The following is a 15,872-nucleotide window of genomic DNA, read 5'->3' on the forward strand; positions in this document are numbered from 1 at the left end:
ATTGACCGTAAAAAAGTATATCAGATTTATTAATTTGATGTAGTTTTTTAATATATTTTAATTCTTCGATGAAATTTCCCATGCCTAACGAAGGATCATGGTTCATGACATAAACGAAATGAGGTGTAATGAAAAAATCATCATAAATTGCAGGTAAAGCAGCAGAGAATGTATTAAATAAATATAAGGTATCTCAACTTTAATCTTAAATTTCTAAATGACCTGCAACTCACAAACCGCAGAAGGTTGGCATGGCAAACTTAATTTAGTCTATGCCGATCGCCAGGGTAAAACCCAATTAATTTACAATCACCAACAAGCGCCCCTGAAGGTACAACGCCCATTTTATCCAGAAGGGGAAAAAGTTTGTCATAGCGTCATTTTACATACAGCCGGGGGAGTTGTGGGAGGCGATCGCCTATCCTCTAATATCCACCTCCAAGCCCAAGCCGAAGCCTTAATCACTACATCTGCTGCAAGCAAGATATATCGCAGCAATGGCTTACAAGCTAGACAAACCATCCAGATGCAAGTTGATGCTGGTGCTTGTTTAGAATGGTTGCCGCAAGAGACAATTCTATTTAACGGTGCGATTTATCGGCAAGATTTACGGGTAGAATTAGCAACTGGGGCTAGCTTCTTAGGCTGGGAAATTACCCGATTTGGTCGCACTGCTAGAGGAGAAAAATTTTACCTTGGAGAATGGCGATCGCACACGGAAATTTGGCAGCAAAATGTTCCTTTATGGATTGATCGGCAATATCTACGGGGTAGCGAAGACATTTTCCACAGTCCCCACGGGTTGGCAGGAAAACCAATAGTAGGTAGTCTAGTTTGGGTTGGTGGTGCAGTTTCCGCAGAAATTGTCGAAAAAGCACGAAATTTATGGAATGGTGTTGGAGAAGCTGGTGTTAGCCGATTACAACATGGATTATTGTGTCGATATCGCGGTTCTTCTACATCTGAGGTGAGAAACTGGTTTATTGATGTTTGGCAATTACTGCGAGTTTCTTTTTTGAATCGTAGTAATTGTATACCAAGAGTGTGGCAGATTTAAACGACCCACAGATAGAGGAGAAAGTACAAATGCAACTGACGCCGCAGGAAAAAGATAAGCTATTAATTTTTACTGCTGCTTTATTAGCAGAAAGACGTAAAAGAAGGGGTTTGAAACTGAATTATCCCGAAGCGATCGCTTATATTTCTGCTGCCATTTTAGAAGGGGCGAGAGATGGGCAAACTGTAGCTGAATTAATGAGTTATGGTACAACTCTATTAACGCGGGATGATGTGATGGAAGGGATATCAGAAATGGTGCATGAAGTGCAGGTGGAAGCAACTTTTCCTGATGGCACCAAGTTAGTGACAGTACATAATCCAATTCGTTAATGAAAAAGAAATTAATATAGGAGAAATAGAAGAGAAGGCAAATGGAGGTAACAAAATGCTATCACCGTACCGATTAACATCAGTCAAAATTCAAGGTTATCGGCCTTTTAGAAATTTTGAAGCGCCACTACGACCACTAGAAATTATTGTTGGCGCTAATGGTGCTGGAAAATCTAGTTTGTTTGAATTTCTCAAATTTCTACGAGACAGTCTTTATCAAGATATACCTCCCGAAATAGTTCCGGGTTCCATTGGTCAAGAGATTTTTCATATCCCAGGGGATAAAAAGTTTCAATGGAATATAAAAATTGATACAGATCGTCCAGTTGGTATTAGATATTTAGGAGAGCTTATAGGGCCTGTAGGTCGTACTCAAATTTCTTACGAGCGTGTAGAGTCCTCTAAACCATTTAGTGACCAATATCCTAATCCTTATATATATATGGATATTAAAGGCAATAGAGGTGTTGTTAAAGAACCTGGTAAAAAAAAGTTTACAGAACTAGATATTGAACAAGAAATTGCCTTAAAACGCCCCAATCAATTAGCCCTAAGCTCAATGACAAATCCAGCGTTAGAAGTTCTTTATGAGCTACGAGAATATATTCGAGATTGGAGATTTTATAGTTCTTTCAACATAGCAAATGAGAAAATTCGCAAATCCGTTCCTCTTGAACAAGAGCCTGTTTTACATGAAGATGCAGGAAATTTAAGTTCAATTTTGCATTACTTAATGACTGAACATAGATCAGCATTTGATGAACTACAACAACACTTGCGTTCTGTAATTCCTGGTTTTAAAGGTTTGACAGTAAAAGCGCGTGGTGGACCTGGAGAAGTGATAGCTTTTTGGCAGGAATCAGGAATTGATCAAGACCTTAGCCTTGCTGATTTATCAGATGGTATTCTACGCCTAATTTGTTGGATTTGTCTCTGTGTGCAGCCAAATCCACCCTCCTTAATTTGCATTGATGAACCAGATCAAGGCGTTCATCCTCGAACGCTTCCTGTTCTTGCTGGTTTATTTGAAAAAGCTTCTGAACGCACTCAAATTTTATTGGCTACTCATGCTTCTTATTTCTTAACTCAATTTGACATATCTCAAATTGCTGTACTCAGAAAAGAAAATGGGGAAGCAAAGTTTATTAAACCTGGAAATTCTCAAGTTTTAATAGATATACTTGATGATTTTGGCTCAGATGAAATAGAGAAGTTGCACCGTAGCGATGAATTAGAGCGACTACCATGAGAGTTTTGATTTATGTGGAAGGTCCATCTGATAAATTGGCAATGGAAGCATTATTTGCAAGTTTAATTAATAATAAATATCAACAAGGTATCAGTATCGAATTTTTTCCTGTTAAAGGAAGTGATAATAGTAGAGGAGGGGATGCTAAAAAAGATTTACTAACAAAGACTCCAATAACAGCAATTAATATTATCCGTAACCAGTCAGATTCAATTGTGGTGGTCATACCAGACTTATATCCCAAAAACAAAGGTTTTGAGCATGAAACAGTTCAAGACCTAGAAAATGGTATTTTAAAAAATTTTACTCAAGCACTACAGTCTAAAGGAATTACTGATAATCGCTTAAGAGAGCGTTTTAGAGTTTTTTGCTTTAAACATGATCTGGAAGCATTAATTTTAGCTGCTGAGTCTGAATTAAAGAGCTTACTTGGTGTTAATACTTTACCGATAACGTGGACAAAAACAATTGAAGACCAAAATCATGATGTTCCGCCTAAAAAAATTGTAGAAGCAATTTTTCAAGAATGTGGCAAGAAATATCAAGGCTCTGTAGATGCACCAAAAATATTAGGAAATGCTAGATATCAAGATATTGCAGAACAATGTCCTCAAGCATTCAGACCGTTTGTGGATTTTTTAGAAAATCTTTAAAATTAGGAAAAATAAATTATGATTCCTGGAGAAATTATCACACCAGCAGGTGAAATTGAACTAAATGTTGGTCGTCCAACTGTAAAATTGCAAGTGTCAAATACAGGCGATCGCCCCATACAAGTTGGTTCCCATTATCACTTTTATGAAGTCAACACCGCCTTAAACTTTGATAGAGAACAAGCGCGAGGAATGCGCCTCGATATCCCCGCAGGAACCGCAGTTCGGTTTGAACCAGGCGACGAAAAAGAAGTGACTTTAATTCCTCTTGCTGGTAATCGTCAAGTTTACGGTTTTAACGCCAGAATTAATGGTCAATTATAATGAAATTGAAGCCATAATTCCCTGTAAGGCTTGATTTTCAAGGCAAGTGACGGACTTTAATTAAAAGTCTAGCATAATATGTACTGAAGAACCTAGATTAATAATTCTCAAGAATATACTTTTCTATCTTTAAAATTGCTTGTTAAATTGCATTAATAATTCCATCAATAATATTTTTCTATTGTTCTAATGGTGCAAGCTCTTGAGCTAAAGCACGACGATCTGCATCACGATTACTCGTTTGAACAGTTCGTATTAGCTGACCTAAACCGCCACCACCTCTGATTTTAGAACCTCTTTGACGTACATTCTCAGTATATTTTGCGCGAATTACTTTTTGCTGTTGAGATATTTCTCTTTTCACAAGAGCATATTCTTTCTTCTTCAGTTTTAACTCTTTGATTGCTATTTTCGCATCTTGCACGGACTCAACTGATATGTGAAACTTACCGTCATCATCAATAGATACAAAATTACCTTGATAAAACATATAACTTAAGTATGAAACATCTTTTCCTAGTATAAATAATACGCAATATTGTCGGTAGGCTTGATCATACTCAGCAAATCTTTGCGTCACTTTGCGTTTAAACTCGATTTTAACCTCGATTACTAAAAGTGCATTATGAGTTACAGAATGGATCGCCGCGCCTACGCCGAAACCTATGGACCAACAGTAGGCGATCGCATCCGACTTGCAGACACAGAATTATTTATTGAAGTTGAACAAGATTTCACCACCTACGGCGATGAAGTGAAATTTGGCGGCGGTAAAGTCATCCGAGACGGGATGGGACAATCCCCCATTTCTAACGCCGATGGTGCTGTAGATTTAGTAATTACTAATGCCTTAATTCTCGATTGGTGGGGTATTGTCAAAGCGGATATCGGCATTAAAGATGGCAAGATTTTCAAAATTGGTAAAGCCGGAAATCCTTATATTCAAGACAATGTAGATATTATTATCGGCCCCGGAACCGAAGCCTTAGCAGGGGAAGGAATGATTCTCACTGCTGGCGGTATTGATGCCCATATTCATTTTATTTGTCCCCAACAGATTGAAGTGGCGATCGCTTCTGGGATTACCACCATGATCGGCGGCGGTACTGGGCCAGCTACGGGTACAAATGCCACTACCTGCACCCCCGGACCTTGGAACATTTACCGAATGCTGCAAGCTGCTGATGCTTTTCCCGTCAATTTAGGATTTTTGGGTAAAGGTAACGCCAGTCAACCCCAAGGACTTGTAGAACAAGTAGCCGCCGGCGCAATGGGGTTAAAACTACATGAAGACTGGGGAACCACACCCGCAGCAATTGATACTTGCCTCAGTGTTGCTGATGAATATGATGTACAAGTAGCGATTCATACTGATACCCTGAATGAAGCCGGATTTGTCGAAGATACGCTCGCTGCTTTTAAAAATCGTACCATCCACACCTACCACACTGAAGGCGCAGGCGGCGGACACGCACCAGATATCATCAAAGTTTGCGGACAGGCAAACGTTCTGCCATCTTCCACTAACCCTACACGTCCTTACACCGTCAACACGTTAGATGAACACTTAGATATGTTGATGGTATGTCATCACCTTGACCCTGCGATCGCTGAAGATGTCGCTTTTGCCGAGTCTCGCATCCGCCGGGAAACCATTGCCGCCGAAGACATTTTGCACGACTTAGGCGCATTTAGCATGATTTCCTCCGATTCTCAGGCAATGGGAAGAGTAGGCGAAGTGATAATTCGCACTTGGCAGACATCTCACAAAATGAAGGTGCAACGGGGAAGTCTTGCAGGAGATGGGCAAGCTGACAATAATCGAGCGAAGCGGTATGTTGCTAAGTATACTGTTAATCCAGCGATCGCTCACGGAATTGCTCAATATGTGGGTTCAGTGGAAGAGGGAAAATTAGCAGATTTGTGTTTGTGGCGATCGGCGTTTTTTGGCGTGAAACCAGAGATAGTAATTAAAGGCGGAATGATTGCATGGTCGCAAATGGGCGATGCTAACGCCAGTATTCCCACACCGCAACCTGTGTATATGCGACCGATGTTTGGTAGTTTTGCAGGTGCACGTCATGCTACATCATTAACTTTTGTTTCGCAAGCAGCTTTAGAGAGGGAAATTCCTACACAGTTAGGTTTACAAAAAGCAGCAGTTGCAGTTTCAGGAACACGCCAATTGAGTAAGCGGGATATGAAGTTAAATGATGCACTACCTCACATTGAAGTAGATCCAGAAACCTACGAAGTAAGGGCAGATGGTGAGTTGCTGATTTGTGAACCTGCGACAGTTTTACCAATGGCGCAGAGGTACTTTTTGTTTTAATAAATTCTGTGGGTTTAAGTTGGATAGCAGCTAATTTTCTAAAGGGGATTTAAACCTTGTCACAAAACTTAATTACGAATTATTTTAATCTGAAAGCTTGCATTCTGCTATCATGATGATAAATTCGGCTTTGAGGTAAAGCGATGGCTACCCTTTATGTGAGAAATTTACCCGATGACTTGTATGCAAAGCTGCAAGAGTTAGCAGTGTCTCAGCACCGTTCAATTAATGCCCAAGTCATAACTCTGTTAGAACAAGCTTTGACAAATGAAGCACAGCAAACGGAAGAACAACGGCGACAGAATGTACCAAAACTCTTAGAAGAAATGGGCGATCGCCGCCGCTTGAATCCAGCAGACTTTGGATTACTTGATAGTACTGAACTAATTCGAGAAGACCGCGATCGATGAGCAATCCTCTCAGATGTGTAGTAGATACCAGTGTGTGCATCAAGTATTTTATCGCTGATCCACTATCTGCCAAAGTTAATCAACTTTTCGGATGTCTTGCAAATCCACAAACAGAAATATTTGTCCCAGACCTCTTTTACATTGAGTGCGCTAACGTCTTTTGGAAATATGTCCGTGCAAGGATGTACACTGCTAATGAGGTTCAGAGAGATTTGGTCACTCTCAAAGCTTTTCCGTTGCGTGTTGTTTCAACAGCTGACTTGATGGCGGATGCAGTTAGTATCGCCTTAAATTATGGAATTTCTGCTTATGATGCTTCTTATGTTGCGCTTTCACAGCAAGTTGGTGCTACTTTGCTGACTCTCGACGGTAAGTTGGTGAAGGCAATAGCTGCTTCACCTTACGATATTTGCTCATTTAATGATTTCGATGTTCCACCATTGCCTTTAATATAGAAGCGATCGCCTAATTAGTTTGTAGTTTTTTATTTTACTTTCAAATTATCAAAAATGTCTTTTATTTATAACCGCACGGTTCACTTTCAAGATACTGATGCTGCTGGAGTAGTTTATTTTGCCAACGTTTTAGCTATTTGTCATGAAGCTTATGAAGAATCTTTAGAAGCATCAAATATTAATCTCAAAGATTTTTTTACTAATCCATCTATAGCTTATCCCATTGTTCACGCTAATGTAGATTTTTTGCGCCCGATGTTTGGTGGAGACAAGCTGATAATTAGTTTGATGCCCCGAAAGTTAGGTGTTGATAAGTTTGAAATTACTTACGAAATTACAATTGCTAATGTGGTAGTTGCGAAGGCTATTACTAGACATATTTGTATTGATGCAATTAGTAGAAGTAAGCAAGAATTGTCTGATGAAATAATTCGGTGGTTGGAAACGAACCGCCCAGACGCGGAGGAAGCAGAGAGAAGAAAGTCAAGAGAGATTATGTAATGGGGTTTTGGAGGAATTCTCTGGCTATTTGCTGTAACTCTTGGCGGTTGATTTTACCTTGAGAGTTACGGGATAAATTTTGCTGAGGTATCCAATATTTAGGGATTTTGAATTTACTAAGTTTATCTTTGATTAAGGTTTGGATTTCTAAAGCAGAAGTGTTTAATTTTTTGGGAATGTAAATAGCTGTTAATGCTTGTCCCCAGTATTTATCTGGAATGCCGATTATACAAATATCAGCAACCATTTGAGTAGCTCTGATTGCTGACTCAATTTCTAGTGGGTAGACATTTTCTCCGCCTGTAATGATTTTATCACTGTTACGCCCGACAATATTTAAATGGCCTTGCTCGTCTAAAAATCCTAAATCATCTACTTGAAAAGTGTATTGATTTTCCCATATTTCAGGATAATAGCCAAGGCTTAGAGATTGAGCATGGATGATGATATTTCCGATTTTATTTGAAGTTAAAATTTCGCCTTGCTGATTGTGAATTGTTACTTGGGCATGAGGTAGAATCTCACCACTGCTAATTTTTCCATTAAGAAAATCATCTGGTTTGAGGGTAGCAATTTGAGAGGCTGTTTCTGTCATGCCATAAGTTGGTGCTAACCTGATATGATGGAATCTTGCTTTTTCTAGTAGTTCATTCCATGCTGGCGCACCTCCCAAAAGTACAGTATTAAATTGGGACAACCATTTAGTTAATTCTGGATTTTCTAGGAGACGTTGTAACTGTGTTGGTACTAAAGACATGAAAAAATCGGATTGTTTAATATTTAATATTTGACCTGTTTCTACTGCTTTAAATGGCAGAATGGCTAGTTTACCTGTGGTGATGAAAGAGCGCATAAATTGCATTAAACCGCTGACGTGATATAGCGGTAATACACAAAAAGAATTGACTTGCTTTAGCTGGAAATATTCTTTAAATCCTTGTACGGATGCTACGAGAGTTTCCCAAGTGTGAATAACAAATTTAATTTGCCCCGACGAACCACCTGTGGGAATCATTATGCAATGGGGCATTGGGCATTGGGCATGGGGCATTGGGCATGGGGCATTGGGCATTATTCCCCAGATAATATCGGGCTGTACTAAATCAAAGACTTGTTGCCATTCTTGTGTTCTCCAGTCGGGGTTGCAAAGAAAAACTGAGCAATTAGCTGCACAAGCGGCAATAAAACTTGCTAAAAACCGTAATGGTTCGCGTTCAGCTAAAATAATTTTTGGTGACGTTCCATATACTGATAACTGTGTTAGTTCTAAATATAATTCTTGAACTATTTGATTAAATTGACGGCTGTTATAACCGATCAGCCAATCATACTGATTCAAGTTTTTCAGATAGTCTAAAGGTCGTTCCATAGATTTTGAAACCAGGTTTCTTCTTCTTCAAAAAAATGGTTGATCCCAAAACCAACTGCTCTGTTTTTTTGGGATAATTCGGCTGCTAATTGTAGTGCTGCAAGTCTGGCGATCGCAGTTTCAAATACTGATGAAAATACAGCATCAATTTTATGCTGTTGGCAAAACTTTCTCAAACGAGATGGTGAGCCGATTATCCCAGGCTTGATCACAAAAATCCCTCGCCAACCTTGTTGATAACAAGCAGCGAGTTGCCCAAGTGTGGCGACAGATTCATCTAAAGCGATCGCAGTTTTATAACTCATACTTAATTCCAACATCCCCTTAAATTGCTCAACGGGTAGCGGTTGTTCAATAAATTCAATTTCTAGGGCTAGTTCTCGATTTGCCTTAAGATTGTCGCAAGTCCACAGCCATAATTTAGCTTCTTCATAGCTGAGTCCACCGTTGGCATCTAATCGCAGTTTGGTAAAGGCTGGTAAGGTGTCTATCAGTGACTCAAAAATTTCTAGTTCATCAGCGATCGCATACACTCCAATTTTCCACTTAAACGTGTGATATCCCTGCTGCCACAACGTTTCCCATTGATTTAAAGCTGCTTCCCCGGCTGGTAATAAGGCACTGTAGAAGAGTGAAGAGTTAGGAGTTATAAAATTATCTCCCCCACTCCCCATCTCTCGCGCCGACTCAAAGCCAAATTGACAAGCAGGTAAATCGTCTGGGATGGAGAAAATTATCTCATCTGTGATTTCCGCTGGGAGTTGGCGACAAAAATCTAAGGCTTGTTCTAGGGTTTCGGAACCAAACCAACTAATGGGGGCAATTTCTCCCAAACCGACTTTCAGAGTTTCATCAGTAAGACAAAGGATAATACCTTCACGAGTATCCCAAATACCATGACTAGTAGTAAGCGATCGCCCAAATCTTCGCCGATAAGGACGAAATTTAAATTGGTAGTGCATTAATTGCTAAAGTAGAAATCCTAAACCGAACAGCAAGCAACTCCAAAAATGCACGGCTACGGCGATGAATTTACAGTTACTAACTTTATCAGGCTGGTTGTGATTTTCTTGAACATGGCGGCATAATTTGAAGGCAAAGGGTAAACTCACCCAACTCAATAACGTCCAAGGTGGAGTAATTCCCCACAGCACAAACAGCAAGGTGAGAGGATAAATGCTGCCAGTAAACAAAATTAGGAGTTGGGCACCTTTTGCTGTTCCCAGACGGACGATAGGCGATCGCTTACCTGCCGCTATGTCATCCTTAACTTGGTGAAAGTGTGAACAAAACAAAATTAAAGTTGTGGCAATCCCGACAATTACTGAAGCTGCTAAACTTGTCATTGACCAAGTTGAGGTTTGGCTGTAGTATGCTGCTTCCACTGCTAAGGGGCCAAAGGCAAAAAAGCAAAGAATCTCGCCTAAACCCTGATATCCTAAGCGAAAGGGAGGACCTTGGTACATATAACCTAAACCGCAGCATAACAGAATTATGCCGATCACAGTTGGATCTTGTTGCCAAAAAGCGATCGCTACTATGCCCAGTAACCCCAAACCTAAACACAAATTTCCTATCCAAAATATTAATAACTTATTGCCTGTTAAGTTCACCAGAGAATGGTGCTTATTTTGATCAATTCCTGTTTCGGAATCAAAGACATCATTACTAATATTTTCCCAGGCAAGAATTAAAATTGCCGCCGCTACAAAAGTAGAAAATACTGCACCATTGAAAATTTTAGTTTCAGCAAATGCTACTGCTGTTCCTACCCAAATGGGCATAATGGCAACGCTATACATCGGCGGTTTAATCGCTGCCATCCATAACTTAGTGTTGGGATATGAAATCTGGTTGGTAGTCATCAGTCGTGATTAATTAAAATGTCGTAATATTACTAACACAAGAGACTTTAGTCGTGGAGTTCTGCTCAGGATTCAGCACTTGGTACTTAGTCAAACTAGAACTAGCTTATCAGAGTTTGAGAACACCACGAATCAGGCAAACTCTACGCTGGTAAAATGGCAACTTAATATGTTACCTCTAGAAATACGACCACGATTAATTACAGTTTAGGAAGTTAACTTAAAAAAAATTTACTATAGATCCATGACAGTTTCACCATGTCGTAGCAACTTCTTTGTACAGCACAAAGATTTATATCAATTTCTGTTAGCAGTGCAAGAAAAGTGCCTCAAAAATAATTGTAGGCAAATTGTCAGTATCTCCCAAGAAATTGATTTAGTTGACCCTTTACTTGTATTGGATAAACTTACACAAGCAAATGAAATAAATTTTTACTTTGAGGACAAAGGCAAAGGAGAAGCGATCGCGGCAATTGATGCTATAACAAAATTAGAAATTGATGGCACAGAACGTTTTACTAAAGCCGAATATTTTATCAAATCTTGTCTAAAAAATATCATTAATTTTGGAAATACTAACCAACCTTTTTCTGGCCCTCACTTTTTTTGTTATTTCAGCTTTTTTGATAAAAATGCCCAAGTAGATTATCCATTTCCATCTGCTACCGTTTTTTTACCCCGTTGGCAAGTAGCTGTGAAAAATCAGCGATGCATATTAGTAACGAATACAATGATCACTGCAAATGTAAATATTCAAAGATTGTTGGAGAATGTGCAAAATAAAATTGAATTTATTCAATCTTTAGAATATTACTATCCAGATATTAATTTTCCGGCAAACTTCTATAAAAAATCTATTACCAATGCTGCTAAATTTAAATCTTCAGTAGCTTCTGCTTTAGAAAAAATCCGATCTAGTCATCTAAGTAAGATTGTTATAGCGGATATATTAGATGTAAAATCAAATAATAACTTTGACTTAATTAAATCATTAAATAATCTCAGGCGTATACATCCGAATTGTTATATTTTTTCTACAAGTAATGGCAAAGGACAAAACTTTATTGGTGCAAGCCCCGAACGATTAATTAGTATTAATAATCAACAGTTAATCACAGATGCTTTAGCTGGTTCTGCACCACGAGGTAAAACCCCGGCTGAAGATGCAGCCAATGCCAATCGTTTACTCAATAGTGAAAAAGAAAAGCACGAACATTCATTGGTACTTGATTTTATTACAGAACGGTTATCCCAGCTAGGTTTATTCCCCCAAATATTAGCACCCCGTCTCCGACAATTATCCAATATTCAGCATTTATGGACACCAATTAGTGCTGTGGTTCCTAGTAATATACACCCATTAAAGATTGTTGGTCAATTGCATCCTACACCAGCCGTTGCCGGGGCAGCACGAGATGTTGCTTGTGCCGAAATTCGTCATTACGAAAGCTTTGAGAGGGGTTTGTATGCTGCGCCTCTGGGTTGGATAGATTCTCAAGGGAATTGTGAGTTTATTGTGGGAATTCGTTCAGCATTAATTGATGGCGATCGCGCGAGATTGTATGCTGGTGCTGGTATAGTCGCCGGTTCTGATCCTGATAGAGAGTTTGCAGAGGTGCAGCTTAAACTTCAAGCGTTACTGAAAGCGTTAGTTTAAAAAGACTTCCAAATTAAAAAACTTCTAAAGATTTCTCTGCATGAAAGCATATCTTTTAGTTTCAGTATCGTAGATGCTTTATGAAAATTAAAGTGGTAAAAGCTACTGAACAACAGAAGTCAGTACTGTGTAATTTAATGGAACTATACCAGTATGACTTAAGTGAAATAGAAGCTAAAGATGTATATGCCTGCGGCTTATTTGGCTATCGATATCTTGATTACTATTGGACAGAACCTGGGCGACACCCATTTCTAGTTAAAGTTGATGAGAAACTAGCAGGGTTTGTACTTGTTAATCAGCACACTTACCTTCATAAAAATGCTAGGTCTATTGCTGAGTTCTTTATCCTCAAGAGGTATCGAAGTCAGGGTATTGGTAAACAGGTAGCTACTCACATTTTCAACCAGTTTCCCGGTAGTTGGGAGGTACGGCAGACTGCTTTAAACTTAGGCGCACAAGCTTTTTGGAGGAAGGTAATTAGTCAATACACTAATGGAGCTTTTGACGAGGTTTTCTTAAATGATCACCGATGGCATGGCCCAATTAAAACTTTTGACAATTCAAATAAACTATTAACATAAAAAATACACCGATTTATCCGGTGTATTTCTAGCATTACTAGAGGATATACTTTTGATGATGTTTTACACCAAATCCTGATGAGTAAAAGCCTTAGCATTCGCCCCGGTGTAAGTCGCTACAATATGACCATCACCAGTCATTTGATATTTGTATGTCACCAATCCTTCTAAACCAACGGGCCCACGGGGTGGCATTTGTTGCGTACTAATCCCTACTTCTGCACCGAAACCATAACGGAAACCATCAGCAAATCGGGTAGAACAATTGTGGAATATATTGGCTGAATTTACCAGTCCAAAGAACGTTTCCACAGATGCTAAATCTTCAGTAATAATTGCATCAGTATGACGAGAACCATATTCGTTAATATGTGCGATCGCATCTTCTATAGAATCTACAATCTTAACCGACAAAATAAAATCGCTGTATTCTGTTTCCCAGTCTATTTCTGTTGCAGTTTTAATATTAGGCAAAATTTTCAAAGTGCTTTTATCACCTCTTAATTCTACATTGCATTCTTGCAAAGCCTCAGCAACTTGTGGTAAAAATTCTGTAGCAATCGAGGAGTGAACTAACAAAGTTTCAATAGCATTACAAACAGCAGGATATTGCGCTTTAGCATCGACGGTAATCGGAACTGCAACAGAAATATCAGCGGCTTTATCTATATATAAATGACAAATTCCATCGGCGTGACCTAATACAGGAATGCGAGTATTTTCCTGCACAAATTGCACAAAAGAGTTAGAACCTCTAGGAATAATTAAATCTACATATTTATCTAACTTCAAAAGTTCTAAAGTTTCTTCTCTAGTTGTCAACAATTGCACCGCATCAGGGTTAACAGCAGTATGAGATAATCCTTGTTTAATTGCCTTAACTATCGCTTCACAAGAACGCACTGCTTCTTTTCCACATTTAAGAATGACACCATTACCCGATTTTATCGCCAAGGAAACAATTTGAATTGCAGCTTCTGGACGTGCTTCAAAAATAATTCCCAAAACGCCTAAAGGACAAGTAATCCGCTTGAGAATTAAACCAGCGTCGAGTTCGCGGTGAATCTGTACTTTACCAACTGGATCATCCAGTTTACCCACATCTCGCACCCCAGCGATCGCATCTTTTAATTTATATTCATCTAATTGCAAGCGTTTATAAAGTGGTTTGGGAATTCCTTCCGCAGTTGCAGCTTCACAATCAGCAATATTGGCTTGTAAAATTTCATCTTTAGCTGATTCTAAAGCTTGAGCGATCGCCACAAGTGCTTGATTTTTAGACTCAGTGGAGAGAAGCGCCAGTTTACTCGCAGCTTGACGAGTTTGGACTGCGATCGTAATTAGGGGAGAAGCGATGTTAAGAATAGTCATAGTACAAATGTTTACTTTTTCCTGATCTTATCAACCTGAGTTCCATTTGTATTACAGCTCCTTGGCAAGTTGAGCTTTTGCTTGTTGCCAGAGAGTTTCTAACTCATCCAAACTGTAATCAGAAAGGGGGCGATCAACAACTGCCTCCATTTTTTCTAATCGCTGGACAAATCGTTGATTCGTACCCTGTAAAGCAAGGCTAGGGTCAAGATTATACCAACGAGCTAGCTGAATAACTGCAAATAGTAAATCGCCTAATTCCGCTTGTTGTCGTGCGGGTGTTTCTTCAGCCAAAGCCTGTTGAAACTCCCCCAACTCCTCATGAAACTTATCCCACACACCATCAATATTTTCCCATTCAAACCCAACAGCCGCAGCCTTTTGAGAAATCTTCATCGCCGCCGTTATTGGGGGAAGGGTGCGCCCATAACGAGCGAGTTTAGCACTAAATTTTTGTGCGTTTGGGGATGGTTCGCCCTTTTCCGCAGCTTTGATTCGTTCCCAATTTTGCCGCACCTCATCCACACTGGCCACCGACACATCACCAAACACATGGGGATGACGGCGAATCAACTTTTGAGAAATCCCCTGAGTTACTTCTTTGAGAGAAAATTGCCCAGATTCACTAGCTATTTGGGCTTGCAATACCACCTGCAATAATAAATCGCCTAACTCCTCCGCGATCGCCCCTTTATCCCCACTCTTAATTGCATCCACCACCTCATAAGCTTCCTCAATCACATAAGGCGTAAGCGTTTCGGCAGTTTGCGCCAAATCCCAAGGACAACCCCCATCAGGCGATCGCAACCTCTCCACCACCTCAATCAACTCCTGCAACGCCCCCAAAACCTCATCTTTATTTTCCATACCCTTGCGTACCTCCGCGCTTCCCTTTGCGTACCTTTGCGTTTAAAAACTCATTTCTTAGCCCTAGTCCGACTAATCACCTTCCGCTTCTTAATTTTGCCACTAGGAAGCAACCCCCGAACCCCCTGTTTTTGAAAACGCTTGTATGCCGAACCGCCCCAATCGCTAAGAGAATGACTCATCGCGCCGAGTTCCAACCCCAAAAAGAGAGCGATATATTCAGTATCGTAATCCACGAGCGATCGCCCCACAGTTTGTCCCAAATCCTGCCAAGTAAAACTGAGATTCCCCAACCTTTGGGCGATCGCCAAAGCGAAAATTGCCAAAATAGCTAGCAAACACCCCAGATAAATTACCCGCAGAATCGTGCCAATAATCGGCCCGTGGGATAAAAAAGAACGATGACGGAGACTTTTTTGATAAGGTAGCCAAATCCAGCGTAAGAAACCCCAGCGTTGGAATTGCACAGAGTAGATATCCAAATCGGGGCCAAACATCAGCCCACCAAATAGAAACCCGCCTGCAACCAACAAAGTCGCATTGCTACTGCGAGTTTGCCAGAAAGTAACGCCCGCCACCAATGGCAGAGCATACATAGTAATGCGATCGTGCGTCCGACCAGAGGGCATCCTAAATCCTGAGTAACTTAATACTGAGTCAGTATAAGAGAAAAAAAGATTTTCTTAAAACTACTAGCGCAACGCGAAATGTTTTGCTATATTAATTAAGGATTAGTCAAAAGGGCGGTTAGCTCAGTTGGTAGAGCGCCTGCCTTACAAGCAGGACGTCATCAGTTCGAGTCTGGTACTGCCCATTAACTAAATTAAGGCTAGAGACAGCTTAAAT

General features: G+C 39.9%; 18 protein-coding genes and 1 tRNA gene. 12 read left to right on the forward strand and 7 right to left on the reverse strand.

Going from position 1 to position 15,872, the window contains the following annotated elements:
• Positions 1 to 217: 217 nt before the first annotated feature.
• The 5 genes from ACEW80_RS11580 to ACEW80_RS11600 are packed head-to-tail and all read left to right on the forward strand — an operon-like array spanning position 218 to position 3,615.
• Positions 218 to 1,057 carry an urease accessory protein UreD gene (locus tag ACEW80_RS11580; protein ID WP_373526715.1) on the forward strand — a complete coding sequence of 280 codons (840 nt, stop codon included), beginning with the start codon at positions 218 to 220 and terminating at the stop codon, positions 1,055 to 1,057.
• 29 nt (positions 1,058 to 1,086) lie between these two features.
• Positions 1,087 to 1,389, forward strand: a complete 303-nt coding sequence (gene ureA / locus ACEW80_RS11585) for an urease subunit gamma (RefSeq protein WP_373526716.1) — start codon at positions 1,087 to 1,089, stop codon at positions 1,387 to 1,389.
• Between the two features lie 55 nt (positions 1,390 to 1,444).
• Positions 1,445 to 2,638: an AAA family ATPase gene (locus tag ACEW80_RS11590; RefSeq protein ID WP_373526717.1), complete on the forward strand. Its 1,194-nt coding sequence runs from the start codon at positions 1,445 to 1,447 to the stop codon at positions 2,636 to 2,638.
• On the forward strand, positions 2,635 to 3,291 hold the full coding sequence (locus tag ACEW80_RS11595) for a DUF4276 family protein (RefSeq protein WP_373526718.1): 657 nt from the start codon (positions 2,635 to 2,637) through the stop codon (positions 3,289 to 3,291). Before ACEW80_RS11590 ends, ACEW80_RS11595 begins: the two co-directional genes overlap by 4 nt.
• 18 nt (positions 3,292 to 3,309) lie before the next feature.
• The gene (locus tag ACEW80_RS11600) at positions 3,310 to 3,615 is read left to right on the forward strand and encodes an urease subunit beta (RefSeq protein WP_373526719.1); all 306 of its coding nucleotides are present in this window, start codon (positions 3,310 to 3,312) and stop codon (positions 3,613 to 3,615) included.
• A 178-nt stretch (positions 3,616 to 3,793) separates the two neighbouring features.
• On the opposite strand, the gene ACEW80_RS11605 is transcribed toward ACEW80_RS11600, so the two are convergent.
• A complete protein-coding gene (locus ACEW80_RS11605) occupies positions 3,794 to 4,195 on the reverse strand; it encodes a hypothetical protein (protein WP_373526720.1) in 402 nt (133 codons plus the stop codon).
• Between the two features lie 45 nt (positions 4,196 to 4,240).
• On the opposite strand from ACEW80_RS11605, the gene ureC reads away from it, so the two are divergent.
• The 4 genes from ureC (at position 4,241) to ACEW80_RS11625 (ending at position 7,313) form a co-directional block, all read left to right on the forward strand.
• Positions 4,241 to 5,947, forward strand: coding sequence for an urease subunit alpha (gene ureC / locus ACEW80_RS11610; protein WP_373526721.1), 1,707 nt, complete (start codon positions 4,241 to 4,243; stop codon positions 5,945 to 5,947).
• Positions 5,948 to 6,090: 143 nt separating this feature from the next.
• Entirely contained in the window at positions 6,091 to 6,357 is a 267-nt protein-coding gene (locus ACEW80_RS11615) for an Arc family DNA-binding protein (protein ID WP_373526722.1), read from the forward strand.
• Positions 6,354 to 6,812 (forward strand): type II toxin-antitoxin system VapC family toxin, encoded by a 459-nt coding sequence (locus tag ACEW80_RS11620; protein WP_373526723.1) that lies wholly within the window; start codon positions 6,354 to 6,356, stop codon positions 6,810 to 6,812. The genes ACEW80_RS11615 and ACEW80_RS11620 overlap by 4 nt, the downstream gene beginning before the upstream one ends.
• Positions 6,813 to 6,866: 54 nt before the next feature.
• Positions 6,867 to 7,313, forward strand: a complete 447-nt coding sequence (locus tag ACEW80_RS11625) for an acyl-CoA thioesterase (RefSeq protein ID WP_373526724.1) — start codon at positions 6,867 to 6,869, stop codon at positions 7,311 to 7,313.
• Here ACEW80_RS11625 and ACEW80_RS11630 read toward each other — a convergent pair.
• The 3 genes from ACEW80_RS11630 to menA are packed head-to-tail and all read right to left on the reverse strand — an operon-like array spanning position 7,306 to position 10,547.
• Positions 7,306 to 8,682: a 2-succinylbenzoate--CoA ligase gene (locus ACEW80_RS11630; RefSeq protein WP_373526725.1), complete on the reverse strand. Its 1,377-nt coding sequence runs from the start codon at positions 8,680 to 8,682 to the stop codon at positions 7,306 to 7,308. The genes ACEW80_RS11625 and ACEW80_RS11630 overlap by 8 nt on opposite strands.
• Positions 8,667 to 9,644, reverse strand: a complete 978-nt coding sequence (locus ACEW80_RS11635; RefSeq protein WP_373526726.1) for an o-succinylbenzoate synthase — start codon at positions 9,642 to 9,644, stop codon at positions 8,667 to 8,669. Before ACEW80_RS11635 ends, ACEW80_RS11630 begins: the two co-directional genes overlap by 16 nt.
• Before the next feature lie 6 nt (positions 9,645 to 9,650).
• Entirely contained in the window at positions 9,651 to 10,547 is an 897-nt protein-coding gene (gene menA / locus ACEW80_RS11640; RefSeq protein WP_373526727.1) for a 2-carboxy-1,4-naphthoquinone phytyltransferase, read from the reverse strand.
• 244 nt (positions 10,548 to 10,791) lie between these two features.
• Here menA and ACEW80_RS11645 point away from each other — a divergent pair, with 244 nt between their 5' ends.
• Together ACEW80_RS11645 and ACEW80_RS11650 are read left to right on the forward strand one after the other, a co-directional pair.
• Positions 10,792 to 12,204: an isochorismate synthase MenF gene (locus ACEW80_RS11645; protein WP_373526728.1), complete on the forward strand. Its 1,413-nt coding sequence runs from the start codon at positions 10,792 to 10,794 to the stop codon at positions 12,202 to 12,204.
• A gap of 80 nt (positions 12,205 to 12,284) precedes the next feature.
• Positions 12,285 to 12,788: a GNAT family N-acetyltransferase gene (locus ACEW80_RS11650; RefSeq protein WP_373526729.1), complete on the forward strand. Its 504-nt coding sequence runs from the start codon at positions 12,285 to 12,287 to the stop codon at positions 12,786 to 12,788.
• A 63-nt stretch (positions 12,789 to 12,851) separates the two neighbouring features.
• On the opposite strand, the gene ACEW80_RS11655 is transcribed toward ACEW80_RS11650, so the two are convergent.
• The 3 genes from ACEW80_RS11655 to ACEW80_RS11665 are packed head-to-tail and all read right to left on the reverse strand — an operon-like array spanning position 12,852 to position 15,655.
• Positions 12,852 to 14,159: a glutamate-5-semialdehyde dehydrogenase gene (locus ACEW80_RS11655; RefSeq protein ID WP_373526730.1), complete on the reverse strand. Its 1,308-nt coding sequence runs from the start codon at positions 14,157 to 14,159 to the stop codon at positions 12,852 to 12,854.
• A gap of 51 nt (positions 14,160 to 14,210) precedes the next feature.
• On the reverse strand, positions 14,211 to 15,026 hold the full coding sequence (gene mazG / locus ACEW80_RS11660) for a nucleoside triphosphate pyrophosphohydrolase (protein ID WP_373526731.1): 816 nt from the start codon (positions 15,024 to 15,026) through the stop codon (positions 14,211 to 14,213).
• Positions 15,027 to 15,076: 50 nt separating this feature from the next.
• Positions 15,077 to 15,655 (reverse strand): metal-binding protein, encoded by a 579-nt coding sequence (locus ACEW80_RS11665; RefSeq protein ID WP_373526732.1) that lies wholly within the window; start codon positions 15,653 to 15,655, stop codon positions 15,077 to 15,079.
• A gap of 112 nt (positions 15,656 to 15,767) precedes the next feature.
• Here ACEW80_RS11665 and ACEW80_RS11670 point away from each other — a divergent pair.
• Positions 15,768 to 15,840, forward strand: a tRNA-Val gene (locus tag ACEW80_RS11670).
• Positions 15,841 to 15,872: the final 32 nt, after the last annotated feature.

Origin of the sequence: Nostoc sp. (genome assembly GCF_041747015.1) — a bacterium.
Classification (GTDB): Bacteria; Cyanobacteriota; Cyanobacteriia; order Cyanobacteriales; family Nostocaceae; genus Nostoc.